This window comes from Labilibaculum euxinicum (assembly GCF_963678175.1).
GTDB lineage: Bacteria > Bacteroidota > Bacteroidia > Bacteroidales > Marinifilaceae > Labilibaculum > Labilibaculum euxinus.
Genome location: NZ_OY782756.1, coordinates 193,288 through 209,664, shown reverse-complemented (window position 1 = coordinate 209,664; position 16,377 = coordinate 193,288). Strand labels below are relative to the sequence as shown.

16 protein-coding genes are annotated in these 16,377 nt (G+C 37.1%); 8 read left to right on the top strand and 8 right to left on the bottom strand.

What is annotated here, in order from left to right; translation table 11 throughout:
* Window positions 1-177: 177 nt before the first annotated feature.
* The 5 genes from ACY0M5_RS00965 to ACY0M5_RS00945 all read left to right on the top strand — a co-directional run bounded on the left by ACY0M5_RS00965 (window position 178) and on the right by ACY0M5_RS00945 (window position 6,830).
* Window positions 178-2,208, top strand: a complete 2,031-nt coding sequence (locus tag ACY0M5_RS00965) for a molybdopterin-containing oxidoreductase family protein (protein WP_461630514.1) — start codon at window positions 178-180, stop codon at window positions 2,206-2,208.
* Window positions 2,209-2,753: 545 nt separating this feature from the next.
* Entirely contained in the window at window positions 2,754-4,097 is a 1,344-nt protein-coding gene (locus ACY0M5_RS00960; RefSeq protein WP_461630513.1) for a 4Fe-4S dicluster domain-containing protein, read from the top strand.
* Window positions 4,098-4,428: 331 nt separating this feature from the next.
* The gene (locus tag ACY0M5_RS00955) at window positions 4,429-5,601 is read left to right on the top strand and encodes a trans-sulfuration enzyme family protein (RefSeq protein ID WP_461630512.1); all 1,173 of its coding nucleotides are present in this window, start codon (window positions 4,429-4,431) and stop codon (window positions 5,599-5,601) included.
* 227 nt (window positions 5,602-5,828) lie between these two features.
* The gene (locus ACY0M5_RS00950) at window positions 5,829-6,602 is read left to right on the top strand and encodes a class I SAM-dependent methyltransferase (protein ID WP_461630511.1); all 774 of its coding nucleotides are present in this window, start codon (window positions 5,829-5,831) and stop codon (window positions 6,600-6,602) included.
* On the top strand, window positions 6,603-6,830 hold the full coding sequence (locus tag ACY0M5_RS00945) for a hypothetical protein (protein ID WP_461630510.1): 228 nt from the start codon (window positions 6,603-6,605) through the stop codon (window positions 6,828-6,830).
* A 267-nt stretch (window positions 6,831-7,097) separates the two neighbouring features.
* Here the strand turns inward: ACY0M5_RS00945 and ACY0M5_RS00940 are convergent, their stop codons facing one another.
* The 3 genes from ACY0M5_RS00940 to ACY0M5_RS00930 form a co-directional block, all read right to left on the bottom strand.
* A complete protein-coding gene (locus ACY0M5_RS00940; protein ID WP_156197273.1) occupies window positions 7,098-7,466 on the bottom strand; it encodes a DUF1801 domain-containing protein in 369 nt (122 codons plus the stop codon).
* A gap of 13 nt (window positions 7,467-7,479) precedes the next feature.
* Window positions 7,480-7,938 (bottom strand): GyrI-like domain-containing protein, encoded by a 459-nt coding sequence (locus tag ACY0M5_RS00935; protein ID WP_461630509.1) that lies wholly within the window; start codon window positions 7,936-7,938, stop codon window positions 7,480-7,482.
* 142 nt (window positions 7,939-8,080) lie between these two features.
* Entirely contained in the window at window positions 8,081-8,803 is a 723-nt protein-coding gene (locus tag ACY0M5_RS00930; protein WP_124992612.1) for a helix-turn-helix transcriptional regulator, read from the bottom strand.
* A 151-nt stretch (window positions 8,804-8,954) separates the two neighbouring features.
* On the opposite strand from ACY0M5_RS00930, the gene ACY0M5_RS00925 reads away from it, so the two are divergent.
* On the top strand, window positions 8,955-9,131 hold the full coding sequence (locus ACY0M5_RS00925; RefSeq protein ID WP_461630508.1) for a hypothetical protein: 177 nt from the start codon (window positions 8,955-8,957) through the stop codon (window positions 9,129-9,131).
* A 132-nt stretch (window positions 9,132-9,263) separates the two neighbouring features.
* Here ACY0M5_RS00925 and ACY0M5_RS00920 read toward each other — a convergent pair whose 3' ends face one another.
* Window positions 9,264-9,959 carry a hypothetical protein gene (locus ACY0M5_RS00920; RefSeq protein WP_156197277.1) on the bottom strand — a complete coding sequence of 232 codons (696 nt, stop codon included), beginning with the start codon at window positions 9,957-9,959 and terminating at the stop codon, window positions 9,264-9,266.
* A 109-nt stretch (window positions 9,960-10,068) separates the two neighbouring features.
* On the opposite strand from ACY0M5_RS00920, the gene ACY0M5_RS00915 reads away from it, so the two are divergent.
* Entirely contained in the window at window positions 10,069-10,266 is a 198-nt protein-coding gene (locus ACY0M5_RS00915) for a hypothetical protein (protein WP_461630507.1), read from the top strand.
* A gap of 137 nt (window positions 10,267-10,403) precedes the next feature.
* Here the strand turns inward: ACY0M5_RS00915 and ACY0M5_RS00910 are convergent, their stop codons facing one another.
* From ACY0M5_RS00910 to ACY0M5_RS00895, 4 genes are all read right to left on the bottom strand, one after another.
* Window positions 10,404-11,216, bottom strand: a complete 813-nt coding sequence (locus tag ACY0M5_RS00910; RefSeq protein ID WP_461630506.1) for a hypothetical protein — start codon at window positions 11,214-11,216, stop codon at window positions 10,404-10,406.
* Window positions 11,217-11,514: 298 nt separating this feature from the next.
* The gene (locus ACY0M5_RS00905; RefSeq protein ID WP_461630505.1) at window positions 11,515-12,888 is read right to left on the bottom strand and encodes a DNA recombination protein RmuC; all 1,374 of its coding nucleotides are present in this window, start codon (window positions 12,886-12,888) and stop codon (window positions 11,515-11,517) included.
* A 102-nt stretch (window positions 12,889-12,990) separates the two neighbouring features.
* A complete protein-coding gene (locus tag ACY0M5_RS00900) occupies window positions 12,991-13,761 on the bottom strand; it encodes a UDP-2,3-diacylglucosamine diphosphatase (protein ID WP_124992609.1) in 771 nt (256 codons plus the stop codon).
* Between the two features lie 91 nt (window positions 13,762-13,852).
* A complete protein-coding gene (locus ACY0M5_RS00895; RefSeq protein WP_124992608.1) occupies window positions 13,853-15,007 on the bottom strand; it encodes a TlpA disulfide reductase family protein in 1,155 nt (384 codons plus the stop codon).
* Between the two features lie 437 nt (window positions 15,008-15,444).
* Between ACY0M5_RS00895 and ACY0M5_RS00890 the strand changes: the two genes are divergently transcribed.
* Window positions 15,445-16,374, top strand: coding sequence for a bifunctional riboflavin kinase/FAD synthetase (locus ACY0M5_RS00890; RefSeq protein WP_124992607.1), 930 nt, complete (start codon window positions 15,445-15,447; stop codon window positions 16,372-16,374).
* Window positions 16,375-16,377: the final 3 nt, after the last annotated feature.

Here is a 16,377-nt window from a genome sequence, read left to right as displayed (position 1 = left end):
TTAAACGATTTAAAAGATGTATTGAATGCATTGCCCCAGCTAAAGCAGGGGACAACTGATGAATCTAGATCATCTGTAAATTCATTCTTTGCCTTTGGCTTCAGTCAGAGGATTCTTGATATAAGGATTTCATCAATTTTTTGAGTAATTTTTCGGCAAATTTAACGATCCACTCTCATGAAGTTAATATCCTCTGCCTGTCCGCGAAATTGTTACAGCACCTGCAGCATAAAAGTTCGGGTAGAAAACAATACAGTCACAGGCATTGAACCCCATACTGAAAATCGGGCAACACCCGAAGGCCCTTGCATTAAAGGCCTGGCTTATGTCGAGCGGGCGAATTCCAAATCGAGAATATTGTACCCGCAAAAGCGGGTGGCAGAAGGTAAATACGAACGAATTTCCTGGGAGGAAGCTTTGGATACCATTGCTGAAAAACTGACTCATTGCAAAGATAATTTCGGTTCTCATTCCATCCTGTATTTTGCATCAAGCGGTATGTCAGGATTGTTGAATGGGGTTAGTACCAACTTCTGGAAATTATTCGGAGGAGCTACAACCACCTATGGTAATTTGTGTTGGCCTGCGGGACTGGAGGCAACCCGATTGACTATGGGAGCCAACAAACACAATGCTCCCTGGGATTTAGAACATGCCAAGCTGATTGTTTTGTGGGGAAAGAATCCTGCTGAGACGAACATTCAGGAGATGATCCCTATCGAAAAAGCTCAGGAAAAAGGGGCGAAATTTGTAGTTATCGATCCCAGAAGAACGCCATCTACCGAACGGGCCAACTCTTTGTTTCAGGTAAAATCGGGAACAGATGCGGCCTTGGCCTTGGGATTGGCGCGGGAAATCATCAAAAATGATTGGATCGATCACGAATTTATAGAGAATAATGTATTGGGTTTCGAGCCGTTCAAAAAGCGGGTAGAAGCTTACACCATAGAAAAGGTATCGCAGATTTGCCGAATCTCGGAAGATGCCATTCGCAACCTGGCCAGGCAGATTGGAACGATTAAACCCATGACTCTGATTCCGGGTTATGGCTTGCAGCGATACGAAAACGGCGGTCAGACAACCCGCTGTTTATTGGCCCTTTCGGTGATAACAGGAAACATTGGCAGGAAAGGCGGCTGTTGGCATTATGCCAATTTGCAAAGCTATGTTTTCGATGATCTAAAAGAGCCGGAATCCTACTTTCCGGGTTGTGAACATCCTAGTTTCCGCAGAAAAATATCCGTAGCCAAATTGGGAGAAGATTTACTGAATATCAAAGATCCGGAAGTGAAATTCATTTGGGTGGAGAGAGGGAATCCTCTTTCGCAAAATCCGGATACCAATTCCATTCGCAAGGCATTTCGCAAAGCAGAATTTCGTGTGGTGGTAGAGCAATTCATGACCGATACGGCTTACGAGGCAGACCTTATTTTACCGGCCAAGAACATGTTCGAGCAATCGGATATCATAGGTTCGTATTGGAATCCGTATGTACAGCTGAAACAAAAAGTACTGGAGCCTGCCGGAGAAGTGAAGCCCGAAACAGAAATCTATTACCTGTTGGCCAAGCGTTTGGGAATGGATGAGGCGGTAATCAGCAAAAACATTCCGGAACCAACCGATGAAGCCATTGAAGAATATTTGAATGGATTCTTAACAAATTTTCCGGAATTGAGTTTAGAGGCATTGAAAAAGGGGCCGCAATTGGCCAATTCTTTCGAGGAGATTCCCTTTGCAGATCATCAGTTCCCGACTCCATCGGGTAAAATAGAATTGTACAGCGAACAAGCCAAGGAGCTGTGGGGAATCGATCCACTGCCGGAATATGTGCCCTTGCCGGTTCAAAATGAGTTTCCTTTGCAGTTGATTTCACCCAATTCCAAGAACAGAATTCACTCTCAGTTTGGAAATTTGGAGGTCATCAAACAATTCGAACCGGAAGCTTATTTGTACGTTCATCCGCTGGATGCTGAAGCAAAAGGGATTGCAAACAGGGAGAAGGTTGAGATTTACAATCATCAGGGAAGATCGGAAGTAAGAGTACAATTCGATTTGGGCTTGCGACAGGGAAATGTGGTTCTCACCAACGGACATTGGGCCATAAATGGTGCCGCACCAAACCTATTCACCACAGGAAAAGAAACAGATATTGGGCACGGAACTGCCTTTCACAATACGTGGGTAGATATTAAGAGAATTAAGAATTAGTAATTATGAATCAATTGCGTCCTAAACGTTTTTTGAGAATAAGTATTAATTACTTCTTTTATAAAAACTTACAGCTCGTGATAATCTTAAGGGGTACAATTTAAGTTAGGTATTTGATTGGCATCTTTTTTAAAGAGCTTTCGTTTTAGTTCAAACCTTTAGTAAGACCGGGAAGCTGAGAACTTGTTCGAAGATCGCCCGTACGCACTTAGGTTTGAATTAAATGAGGAAGTTTTTTAAAAAGCAGCCTTGAATTTCTTTGCTTCGTTTCTTGTTTCAAGACAAGAAATGATGTCGGGTTTGGGCGGAAAGCCCAATTGTTAAAATCAATTAGGACAATATTGATTATGAATTAATAAAAAGTTCCTAAAGTTGATAATTGTTTAAAATATCCCAGAGGGATTCAACATGAATAACCATGGGTGAAACCCGTGGTATATAGTAGGTGTAAATCAATCGTCGCAATGGTAAAGCTTAATAATGGATGTGTTGCTGTATGCGACGAAATATAAGGATCTTTTACTATAAAATGGAAGTAAAATAATATGGAAAAGAATGCATTCATATTTAATACGAATAAATGTGTTGGCTGTATGGCTTGTGTTGCCGGTTGCAGTATAGAAAACGGCACCGGTTTACAAGTAAATTGGCGCAAGGTAAACTGCCACAACAATTTGAAGCATCCAAGTCTGCCGGTCTTTCATTTTTCCTTGGCCTGCAATCATTGTGAAGATGCACCTTGTATGAAAAATTGTCCGGCGCTGGCATATACCCGCGATGAAAAAACAGGAGCCATTATTCATCATGCCGAAGCCTGTATTGGCTGTAAATACTGCACCTGGGCTTGTCCGTACGATGCCCCAAAATTTAATGAAAGCACTAAGATTGTAGAGAAATGCAATTTTTGTGTCGATCGAATTTCAGAAGGGAAACGTCCGGCCTGTGTTGAGGCTTGTCCGGTTGGCGCCTTGGAATTCGGACAGAAAGAAATAACTGAAGAAGATTATATCACCCCGGGTTTTGTCAACATTGGTATCAAACCATCCATTCAGATGATTCCCTTGCGCGAAGAGCATACAACACCAGCCATTGAAAATTTAGATGCGGTGGAAATTAGCAGTGAGAAGTTGGAAAGCTATCTGCCAAAAGCGGAATCGAAAGTTTCTCTCGATAAAGAATGGACCTTGGTGCTTTTTACTTTGGCTGTTGCCGGATTGGTAAGTTGGCAGGCGGCTCATTTGTTTGGAAAAGTTGAAATGTCATTGATTCCTTTTGCGATTGTCTCTGTACTGGCAATTGCACTAACATCTCTGCACATTGGTAAGAAATTACGCATGTGGCGGTTCATTTTGAATCTGAAAGGATCGTGGCTGAGTCGTGAGATATTTTCTTTCTCTGCCTTTTTGGGATTAACAGGATTGCAATTGGTAACAGATAATAGTTATGTCGGCTTTGTTGCTTTTGCTTTTGGAATTTTCAGTCTGATCTCGGTAGATATGGTCTACAAATTCCTGAAGCGAAGAGATGAATTGGTTTTACATTCGGGAATGGTGAGTTTAACAGCTGTTCTGTTATTTGCCTGGTTACAAGAAGTTTCAATTCTAGTTGAATTAATTATCCTTACAAAAGGAAGTTTATACTTTTGGAGAAAAACTGTATTAAAGAAAAAAGGAATCAAGTATTTTCCGATACTCTCATTGGTGAGAATTCTTTGTTTATTGCTGCCCTATATATTATTGGATCTTGAAATGGTAATGGTTTTACCAATTTCTCTGATCATTATTTTTGCAGGAGAAATAATCGACAGATCGGAATTTTATCACGAATCGGATATTGTAACACCAATGGGTGAGTTAAATGACTTACTTAAGGAGAAAGGAACTGCATAATTGCAATTGTTGAGCGTTCTCCCTTTAAGGGGAGATGTCCGAAGGACAGAGGGGTATTTTAAAGTTTTATTACCCCAAACCCCTAAAGTGGCTTAAAAAAAATGTTACCCAATTTGGAAAATCCTTTTCAGGATATGGGTAATTTAGTAAGGATATTACGTATTAATGCGTGACTTGTCAGCCTGCCGTCAGGCGTGAAAATATTCTAAGCTCAGAGAGCAGATCAGGATCAGGCAGACTTGATTTTTTGTTTACTTTTTGATCTAAGCAAAAAGAAAAAGCCCAACGGCTTGAGTGAAAATTTAAATAACATACGTCAAACCACAATACAATGAAGAAAAAAGAAATCAACGCATCGCATACGCCGCTTTACCGCGAAGCTGGCTTTAATCTGCAAAATTCGAAGCGAACCCAAGAAGCTTTTGCTGCTGAATTGAATCATGCGCACGAACCTGATGATTATATCTATTCCCGATATCGTAACCCGACTGTGGTAGCCGTCGAGAAGCAGATTATGGAATTGGAAGAATGCAATTGGGCTTTGTTGGTGGAAACAGGAATGGCGGCCATTGATGTTGCAGTTTCTGTTTTTCAGAAAGGAGCAGCAACCCGTCCCTGGTTATTTTTTCATGAGATTTACGGCGGAACCAATTCATTTATCGATACGGTGTTGATCAAGCGCCGAAATTTGGATGTACACCGCTTTTATGCGAAAGAGGGGCTGTACGATTTTGTGGAATTGGAGCGCATGCTGGCCGAAATTCAACCAGAGTTTTTGTATTTCGAAGCCGTTTCGAATCCCATGCTGATTGTTGCCGATGTAAAACGTATTATGGAATTGGCGAAGCAATACAGTGCCAAGATAATTGTAGACAATACATTTGGAACCCCTTACTTGTGGAAACCACTTTTAGATGGAGCTGATCTGGTGATTCATTCAGCAACAAAATACCTGAGCGGACATGGAAATATTACCGCCGGGGTTATTTGCGGTAACGATGAGGAGCTGATGAAGGAAGCCATTGAATACCGAAAATGGGCAGGTCATTTCTTAAGTCCGGATGATGCTTACCGATTGGGAACGCAGGTAAAAAGTTTCGAATTGCGTTTCCGGAAGCATTGCGAAAATGCAATGGAATTGGCTGAATATTTAGAAAATCATCCAAAAATAGGAGAGGTTTTGTATCCAGGACTGGAATCTCATCCAACCCGAAAAGAAGCTGTGGCTTTGTTTGGCGATAAAGGTTTTGGCGGCATGTTAACTTTTGATATCAAAGGAACTTCCGATGAGGATAAAAGAGAGAAATGCAATCGCTTTATCGCAGCTTTGGAAGATACAATTCCATTGGTACCAACATTGGGTGAAGTAGATACTATTTTATTACCTGTAGAACCTGTTTGGGGGGCAAAATATCCCTTGCCTGGCGTTATTCGATTATCGGTAGGAATTGAAAATATCGAAAAATTAAAAGGCTGGATTGGTGAAGCTTTAGATAATTTATAAGAATCACTATCTTTATCGTACTAAAATTATTTGATGTTTAAATGTAAGAAGGATTTGGTGGGGTAAATAACCTGAGGTTCTCAGCCTGGGGTTATCCTTTTATTTTAACTCAGACATAATCATGTCTGGGGTATTTTCATATCTATATAGTAACAAGAGCTTGAAGTTTGGCAAGAGATGTATTATCTTCTTATGTCATTACTTTCAGCACAATAAATTTAAACATCATGGGTGACGAAATTAAATCAATTCACGAGTTCGACCTTAATATAATTTGCGAGTATTATTCAGGTTTAGAAAGACAAGGGCCAGGTAGTCCTGAAATTACAACTAAAGCACTAAGTTTTATTGACAATCTTACTGAAGAATCCAATATTGTTGATATTGGTTGCGGAACTGGTGGTCAAACAATGGTTTTGGCTCAGAATGCATCAGGAAATGTAAGAGGAATAGATCTTTTTCCCACTTTTATTGATCTGTTCAATTCGAATGCCAGTAAACTCAATCTTCAGGATCGTGTAAAAGGGATTGTAGCTTCTATGGATGATCTCCCTTTTCAGCAAGAAGAAATGGACTTGATTTGGTCAGAAGGAGCCATTTATAATATCGGTTTTGAACGTGGACTTAGGGAATGGCGTAAATTTTTAAAAAAAGGAGGGTACGTTGCCGTTTCAGAAGCATCATGGTTTACAGATGAACGACCAGCTGAGATCGAAGAATTTTGGGAGGATGCTTATCCTGGAATAGACACCATTCCAAATAAAGTGAAACAAATGCAGGAGGCGGGATATGTTCCAGTAGCTTCATTTATTCTACCTGATGAATGTTGGATCAAACACTTTTACGAATTACAGGACGTAGTTCAGGAAGAGTTCTTGAAAAAGCATGCGGGCAATAAGGCCGCCGAAGGTTTCATCGCAAATCAACGGCATGAAATGCAACTGTATTACAAACACAAAGAATTTTACGGCTATGTATTTTATATAGGAAAGAAAATTTAATTGAATGCGAGGAATGTTCTTTTAGGGGACATTCCTCTTTTAATAACGTCTCTGGAGGAAACAATTCCATTGGGACCAACATTGGGCGAAGTAGATACCATTTTATTACTGGCAGAGCCTGTTTGGGGCGCAAAATATCTCTTGCCGGGAGTTATTCGATTATCGGTAGGAATTGAGAATATCGAAAAATTAAAAGGCTGGATAGGAGAGGCCTTGGGGAAAATGTAATCCGTAGGGACACGCCATGGCGTGTCCCTTTATTTTAGATATCTATTTAATGGTTTGTGATATGCCAATTTAATTTCAAAAGTATCTTTAAATAAAATTATTTTTACTTAGATCAAGGCAAAAGAGAATAACATAGCCGGGTTACGTTGCATCTTTTTTTAACGAAGATATAGTTGAAATGAAACATTTTATAAAATCAGTTTTGATGTTAGTTTGGTATTAAATAGTAAGGACTTACAGTTTTTACTATTTAGCTCCTAATTGGTATTATTTAGTTTTTATAGTTCCATTTCTATATAAATCTAAAGCGTCATTTAATAATAATTCAATAAAATTAACAGGCAGGTCTTCATTCGGGTTTACTCTAAAAATTTTCATTCGGGAACGACTTCCTTCTTCTAATTCAGGATGGGTCAAGTGTTTTCCTTCAACCATAAGAATATAAGGCTCATCTGTTTTCTTGTCAGTCCAAAGGTAACAGAACATTCTTTTCTTGTAGCAAAAGCAAGGCATTCCCCATTTCGTTGTCTCTGTAATGTTATCATCTTGTGTAAGAATAATCTTTCTCAAAGCAAGTAAGCAACTTTTGTTCGGTTCTTTCTTGTTTAAATAATAATTATTAGTTTCTCGAATCATATTTTTTCAGATGTTATTTTACAGCAATTAAAAAGTCTATTGTTGCATCATTTGGGTTTTGTGATTTTTCTCCAAACACTTCAAAATCTGCAGTATAAACCCGATCTAAATCCATTCCCCATATTTTTGTCCATTCATTTACAATTAATCCTTTTGTTAAATCTCCTTTGGCTGATATTTTAATATATTTTCCGCCTTCAAATGATTTACCAACCATTCCGTTGGGTATTTTATTTAGATTTTCAACTTTGCAACCTAAAACTGTTGTGTACGGTCTTGTATGGTCGCTTTCGTATTCTGTATAGATTGAATAAATTGTATTGTCAATTTTGTTCGGTATTTTCTCAAGAATTCCTTCCGTCATAAACTTGTTCCACAACGCTCCAATGTCTGTTGCCGCTTGTTCGTTTTCGTTTGTAGTTCTTACTGAAATACCGATTACTTTAAATGCGTTAACACTTACCTTTTTCATATGATTATAATTTGTTTTTTAATTGTCATATGGAACTTACCGTGCTTAGATAATCATCTCCCTGTGTGTCAAGATTGCTTAGGCATGGACGTTTCATATTCTTATTTTTTATGATTTGTAATGTTACAAAAGTAAATGCAGGCTATGACAAAGGTGTGTCAGGGGGTGTCATGTATTTTTCTCTGCAAATTTCAAAATATTCTTGAAGTGTCATTTTTTGAGGTTCGAAATGCTCGTTTTGAACAATTAATTTCTGAATACGGTCAAGTCGAAAAACTCTAAAATCATTTCTTAACTGACAGATAGCAATTAACAGCCAGTTTTCTTGGGTGCTGTATATTGCAAATGGTTCAATTGTTCGTTTTGTAAATTCTCCTTGCAAAGATTTATATTCAATTTTTATAAGATTAGAATTTGTAATTGCTGATTGAATGGTCATTAAATAATCACTTGTTTTCTGACTTTCCGGATTATTCCTGAAAAATATTCTTTCAGATAAAAACTCAATCTTTTCTTTTTGAGAGTATCGTAAAATCGATTTTATTTTAGAAACAGCATTTTGATATTCCTCGGTAAAAGATTTGTCTTTGTTTCTTACTATTAGTTGTTCAGCTGTTATTAAGGCATTTGCTTCTTTTTCTGTAAACATTACAGGGGGAAGATTGAATCCCTGCATTAGGGAATAGCCTTTTCCTTCTTCTGTAATTATTGGGATTCCAGAATTTTCAAGTGTTCTAATATCCCGATATATAGTCCGGATGCTTACGTTATGCTTTTTAGCAATTTCCCGGGCCGTTAAAATCTGTTTTGATTGTAGTTGAGTTAATATAGCAGTTAATCTTGACAGTCTAGGTTTTTCTTCCATTTTGGATGGTTTTTTGCTTGTGTGTGGCACGTTTTATTTTTCTATGTATTTTGTTGCATTTGTTCCCGTTCACAAGAAACAAGAAATGTTAGAGCTATTAAAATTAAAGAAAAATGTAATAGTCCTTTCATGTCTTTTAATTGTTTTATTTATGGGGTGTTTATTACAATCAAACACCATATTGGGCGAAGCAGATACCATTTTATTACCGGTAGAGCCTGTTTGGGGCGCAAAATATCCACTGCCGGGAGTTATTCGATTATCGGTAGGAATTGAGAATATCGAAAAATTAAAAGGGCAGATAGGTGAGGCCTTGGGGAAAATATAATTCGTAGGGACACGCCATGGCATGTCCTTTCTTTATGGAGATGTTTTAACGGCCTTGCTGGTCCCGATTCGTCGGGATTAATTGCACTAAACTTTCAAACTGCGTATTAACGTCCATGATAATTTCGTTTTTTTAGCTCTCTTTAGGCCTTAGTTCTTGCTTGTAGCTTTCAATATCCGTATCTAAGTTAAAATCTAAATTAATATTAACCACATCTGATTTCCTTTTGAGAAATTCCTTCATTGTCACAGCTTTAATTTTACCAAATTCAACTGTTATCTGTTTAGCATGTTTATGTTCTGTTATTTTAAAAGTTAAAAACTTATTCTTTTCTGTTTTCTTATAGAATAATGCATAGTATTTACTCAAAGTTTTGATTTCAACAACTTCTGTGAAATCTTCGTTTTTTAAAAATGATAGAATTTCTTTTTTTCTATACTTGAAAGAGTAATCATCGTCAAGTTTAAGCTTCAAATCATGTTCCTCTTTTTCTGTCAATAGGAAATCCTCGCTAAATATTTCATGTGAAAGGTCAAGTTTGATTGGTTCTTGTTTATAATACTCATTAATAAAATCATTACATTCTATTTTACCATCAATTTCAAGGCTTTCAAATTTATCTTTTATGTGATCAGCAAATTTTCTTCTTATATGATCGATTCGAACTACCTTATACGCATTATCTTTCAGTTTTAAGAAATATTTTTTCTTTCCAACTTTAGCATACCGATAGCCATAGTCATTCATTAAGATTCTGAGAATTTCCTCTCTATAGAATACTACAGCCTTACCTCTACCATTTTTTTGTTCCTTTATTTTAGCAATCATCATTTTAGTATTTAAAATAAAAAAGTATGGCAACTTATTTATAAAGTACATTAATATGTTTTCCGCCCATGAATCTACAAAACAATAATCCCTAAACAAAAAAATCATCTTGATTATTTTACAAGGCATTATTTTTAGCGCAAAAAAGGAGAGTGATATTCGGAGTATTACAACCGACTTTGGTAGTATGGGTATGCAAAAACAAGAATTTCATATGCCTGTCGGGCAAATTGATATTCCTGATAGAAGTTTTGGTATTCCTGATGTCAAATTTGAACGCCTGATGGATGTTTCTATGCTCCTGTAGCTCGATTTGAGTCTCCTGTTGTTCAAATGTTGCTCCTGTTGCAAAACAAGTCAACTATCGTAGGGCTTTCAGCATGTTCATGAATAAAAAAGGGTCACGACCTATCGTGACCCTAGCTAAATATTATTGAAGTTTTTTTATTTCAGCAAAATACCAATTTTAAGACCAGCCGTTATAGTCAGTGGTGTATCCGAATTGGCACCCGAAAAACCATAATGATAGGATTCGTAGTCATTATCCTTACTAAATCCATAGCCCAAACCGAAATACATATCCAAAAGAAAAATGTCATTAAAAACATATTGCTTTCCTACAATAATATTGAAAGCCGCAGCCCAATTCGATTCTCTGTCCTCACTATTGCCCCAATAACCATTGTAATAATAATCATAGCCATACTCACGAGAATAGATAGAGAAGGCAATCTCAGGTTTCACATATGTTCCTTTTAAAACATGAGCATAACGCATGCCTTTCAAATAAAAGTCTGGACTCTTTATAAATTTCATCCCAAACTTCGCAAAAGCACCTCGGGGATTCTCATCGTCATTATCAACACCTAAACCAATTATCCCCAAACTAACTTCCCAGCTTCTTGAAGGTCGGATTAGTTTTTCATATGATAATGTTGTGTTTCCAGTTAAGGGAGCCAGAAAATCTACTTTAATGGCATGTTTTTTCTGATTTTCATAGGTTTCCTTTCCGTAAAGAGAATGAGAAAAGCTCAGCTCTTTCCCGTTTTCCAATATGATTTTCAGAATGTCGTTTTTATCGATTCCAAACAGAATGTCATTTGAGGTTTCGGGGATGATGTATTTTACTTCATCGGTTAAAACTTCCTTAACCTTGCATACAATGGTATCCTGATTGGTTTTTACAATTCTATCCTGAGCACTAAGCTGAAAAGAAGAAAACAAAAGAATTGGCAAGAGGTATTTTAAATGATTCATACTTGGTTTATTTAGAGTTTAATCTTGTTATTTATTATGCAAAAATTCAATCTTACGTAAATCCTTGCGAATTTATCAAAATAAAATTGGATTAATGTTAATAGAAGTTTTTTTTAATATGGATCAATTGTCTATTTGTATTGATTATAATTAGCAAATGAAATAATCCCTGACAGTTCGGATAACCGGTTTTAAGTTTAGCGACACTATACATCCTTTCTGGAACAATAATATTTTGCTGCAAACAAAAAGGTCACGATATGTCGTGACCTTTTTTAGTAATAGGTATGTTTTGTAATTATTCTGCAATTGCTTCCGTATCGTTAATTCTATCGATCAACGATTGAGGCAGTTTCTTTTTTACTTTGGCGCCTAACTCACGAATGTTTTCTGCTCTTCGAATAAGGTTACCACTTCCTTCGGTTAACTTATTCATTGAGGTAGCATAAGTCTTTTTTGAAGTGTCCATTTGTCTGCCTAAATTGATCATATCCTCAACAAAACCAACAAATTTATCGTAAAGCAAACCTCCCTGCTTGGCAATTTCCAATACATTTCGGTTTTGTTGTTCCTGTTTCCAGATCGAAGCAATGGTACGCAAGGTTGCGAGCAATGTCGATGGACTCACAATCACAATTTTGTTGTCCCACGCATAATTAAAAAGCTCCTGATCGTATTGCACCGCCATGGCAAAGGATGATTCAATCGGCATAAACATGAGAACAAAGTCAGGCGAGTTTATTGCTGCAGAGCTTTGGTAATGTTTCTCGGCCAATTCTTTTACATGAGCTTTCATCGAAACAATGTGTTCCTTTTGGAACTTTTCGGCATCCACATCACCAATTGAATTTACATATCGTTCGTAAGCAATCAGCGATACTTTAGAATCAACAATTACGTGTTTCTCTTCCGGCAAATGAATGATCACATCCGGACGAATGGTTTGTCCTTCACTGTTTTGCATCACCACTTCGCGGTCGTATTCCTGACCCTTGGTTAAGCCCGACCGCTCTAAGATTCTTTCCAGAACCACTTCACCCCAATTTCCCTGTTTTTTTACATCACCTTTTAAAGCTTTGGTCAGGTTGTTGGCTTCATCACTAATTTTGGAGTTCAGATCGTAAAGCTTTTTCACCTCTTCCTTTAGGCTGATCTTATCACGCAGTTCCCTATCGTAAGTTTCCTCTACTTTTTTCTCAAACGACATCAGTTTTTCCTTAATCGGACTCATGATGTCACTCATGTTCTTTTGATTTGAGGTCGTAAATTCTTTGGTGTTTTCCTTTAGTATTTTTGTGGCAATATTTTCAAATTCGGTAGTGAATTTCTTCTGAAGTTCTTCCAACTCTTGTTTTTGAGTTGTTAAGCGTTCTTCTAAATTTTTTCGCTCGGTGGCAGATATGGAAACAGAGCGGGTGAGGTTCTCATTCTTCTGACGCTCCAGATTCATCGTTTCGTTTACTTCTGTTTTCTCCTTTTGCAGATTATTGGCCCGTTCTTCCAAAACCGACAGTTTGTGCGAAAGTTCACTCTTTTCGTTAATAAAAGCGTTTTCCTGTTTCAGCAATTCTTCCCGATGCAAAGCCGACTGTTGTCCTGCTTTTCTGCGGTATATAAACCAGGCAATAACCAATCCACAGATTATTCCGATTGCGATGTATACTATTTCCATTTTGTAGTTTTTTGTTTGTAGTAACGCATGCTGCGTTTTTACATTGGTTTTTGAGGTGAAGTGGAGAATGTTATTTTTTTAACCACAAAGTATGTTGTGTTCTTAGTGGTTAATTTTAGGTTTTTCGTATTCCTTAAGCTCCATTTTTTCTCCATCGAATACAGCATAGGTAAAATGAGTTACCCAATCGCCGGTGTTGATGTATCGGCTTTTACCGTTTAAATCGACATTAGATGGCCAGTGCCGGTGTCCAAAAACAAAGTAGTCGAAATGTTCCTTTTTCAGTTCATCTTTGGCAAACAGAATAAGCCATTCTTTATCTATGCCTCTAAAGCTGTCAGCCTCTACTTTTCCATCTCTAAGTCTGCTGTGTCCCGACCATTTGTGGGCCAGCCAAATTGATAAATTGGGATGAATACGGGCAAATGACCATTGCAAAAAACGACTGGTAAATATCTTCTTCAGTAGTTTGTAATTCTTGTCGAAGGGGCCCAATCCATCACCATGTCCAAGGAAAAATTTTTTCCCTTTAATTTCGGTTTTTACAATATCCCGATGTACAATCACACCAATTTCGGTTGGTAAGTAGTCGAACACCCAAATGTCGTGGTTGCCGGTAAAGAAATGTACAGGAATTCCAGAATCAGTAATTTCAGCAATCTTACCCAGTACACGAGTAAAACCTCTTGGCACAGCACGTTTGTACTCAAACCAAAAATCAAAAATATCTCCCATCAGATAGATGGTTTCTGCATCATCCTTCACCTGATCGAGCCATCGCACAAACAATTTTTCGCGTTCACGGTTGTTTCGTAAAGCAGGAGCTCCTAAATGTACATCCGATGCAAAGTATATTTTTTTGTTTTCGATCATTTCTGTCTAAGACAAATGGTTTGTAATTGTCAATTTCTTCTCCCCTTCGCCATTATAGGGAAGGGGTTGGGGAATTAGGTTTTGTGTAAATCTACTTTACGTATTCGGCAATTTTTTCTTCAAGAGCCAAACCAAAAAGATTTTTACCAACAATTTCACCTTTCTGATCCAACAGGTAGTTCGATGGTATTGACTGAATATTGTATAGTCTGGTTGCCATGGCACTTCCGTTTTTTAAATCGCAGACATTAGTCCAGTTTAACTGATCTTCCTGAATGGCTTTGGTCCATAAATTTTTATTCTGATCAACAGAAATCTGATAAATTTCCAGTCCTTTTTTGTTGAATTTATTGTATACCTTCTTCAAGGTTGCGTTCTGTTTGCGAGAATTGGCATCTTGAGACGCCCAAAAACTTAAAACAATAAATTTACCTTGTAAAGAGCTAAGGGTAATTTCTTTTCCTTTTGCATTTGGAAGAGTAATATCAGGAAAACTACTTCCTTTTTCTTCAATCAGCTTAGACATTTTAAGGTTGACCATACGTTTTTCAAGATCGGCAAGATTACTTAAAATTGCTTTGGTGTAATCATGTTCAGGATACAAGGCTTTCATCGATGACGCAACGATTTTAACAAATTTGATGTCGTCGTTCTCGTTTAAGGTAAAAGTCTTGTCATCTAATTTTTGATACAAAGCCATATAGCTCGATAAAGAGGTGGCATTTTTCATGATAAAATTAATTGAAAATTCTCTTTGGCTTTGAAGAGCTTTCACGTAATCTGCCAATAGGTTTTGGGAAATGCTGGAATAGTTCGGATCAGTCTTTTTCTCTTCCAATTCTTTACGAATAGATGCAAGCTGATCCTTTGTCTCATTCAGTTTATCATTTAACTCCTTAACTAATTTAGATCCTTTGGAGCCTTCAACAATGTAATTTTTTCCCATATTTTCACTTTTGCTGTAAACAAGAATGCTCTCGTTGGCTTCAGCTAAAAGGGTAATTAATTTTCCATTCGAAAGGCGCAGCAGATAAAATTCGGGTTGGGTATTTTCTACTTTAAATCTAAACCGACCTTCTTCATCCAGGGTAGTTGAGTCCAAAACTTCAACACCAGTAGTGTTCAGTCTGTCAAAGTACAATACCTTACCTTCGGCATTATCAATTTTACCTTCTACTTTAACTAGGTCTTTTTGACTACAAGCCCAGAATAAAAGGATCGGTAGGGCTAATAATAATTTTTTCATATGATTGGTTTTCTTTGGTTACATTCAACAGATTTTTCAATTTTTATCCGGATGAATATATGCAACCACTTATTTAGTAAGTGATCCTCATAATATTATCACAGAAAAACGAAATGAATTTAATTATTTCATAATTCTATTCGGAAACTAAGCGGGAAATTTACTAATAATTTCCTGTTTAATCATTATTATTCCCTTCCCGGATTTAATTTGTTCCTCGTAAAAAACAGGTCTCATATATGCCTTGCAGACGAATCCTATTATTTCAAACATTCGCATGAAATTTAATTCGCTTACCTTAAGGCTGAGTTTGTTCCTTAAATTTTCATATTTTTGCATCAAGAAATTAAGACGTATTCTCAATTCTATAGCTCGAAAAATCTGGGGAAGTGGAGGAGATGAAAGAGAATTTTTTGATAGAATAATTTTGCCGGCACATGAAAATATATACGGATTTAAAAGATTTTTCCGCAATTAATCCAGTTGTAACTATAGGCACCTTCGATGGGGTGCACCTTGGGCATCGTAAAGTGATTCGTCGCTTGCAGGAATTGGCTCAAAAAGTGAATGGGGAAACTGTAATATTCACTTTTTATCCTCACCCGCGACTTGTTTTAAATACAGAGGACAATGGCTTGCGCTTAATCAATACTTTGGAAGAAAAAAAGGTGTTGCTCGAAGCTGCGGGTATCGATCATTTAGTTGTTTATCCATTTACAAAAGAATTTTCCAAATTAACTTACGTTGAGTTTGTCGAAAAAATTTTGGTGAAACAACTGGGGATGAAATATCTGGTGGTTGGTTACGATCATCGTTTTGGGCATAACCGGGAAGGGAAATATGAAGATTTAAAGGTTTTTGCCGATCAGTTAAACTTTAAAATAGAGCGTCAGGATGTCTTGAATATGGATGCTATAAATGTTAGCTCTACAAAAATAAGGAATGCCATTGCCGATGGTGATATTCAAATGGCAAATAAATATTTAGGTTATCGGTTTTTTATTAAAGGAGATGTTGTTAACGGGAAAAAATTAGGACATACCATTGGATTTCCAACCGCAAACATTGATCCTCAGGAAAGCTATAAGCTGGTTCCAAAAGACGGCGTTTATGCCGTAAAAGTTGATGTGGACGATAAACGGTATTTGGGAATGCTGAATATTGGTGTTCGTCCAACCGTAAATAATCAGTTAGATAACCGGTCTATCGAGGTTCATATATTGGATTTTAATCAGGATATCTACTTCAAAAATATTACAATTCATTTTTATCAGCGCATTCGTAACGAACAGTTTTTTGCATCCCTTGATGAGTTGAAAGCTCAGTTGGCGAAGGACAAATTGGAAGTGATAAGTCTGTTGGGATAAATA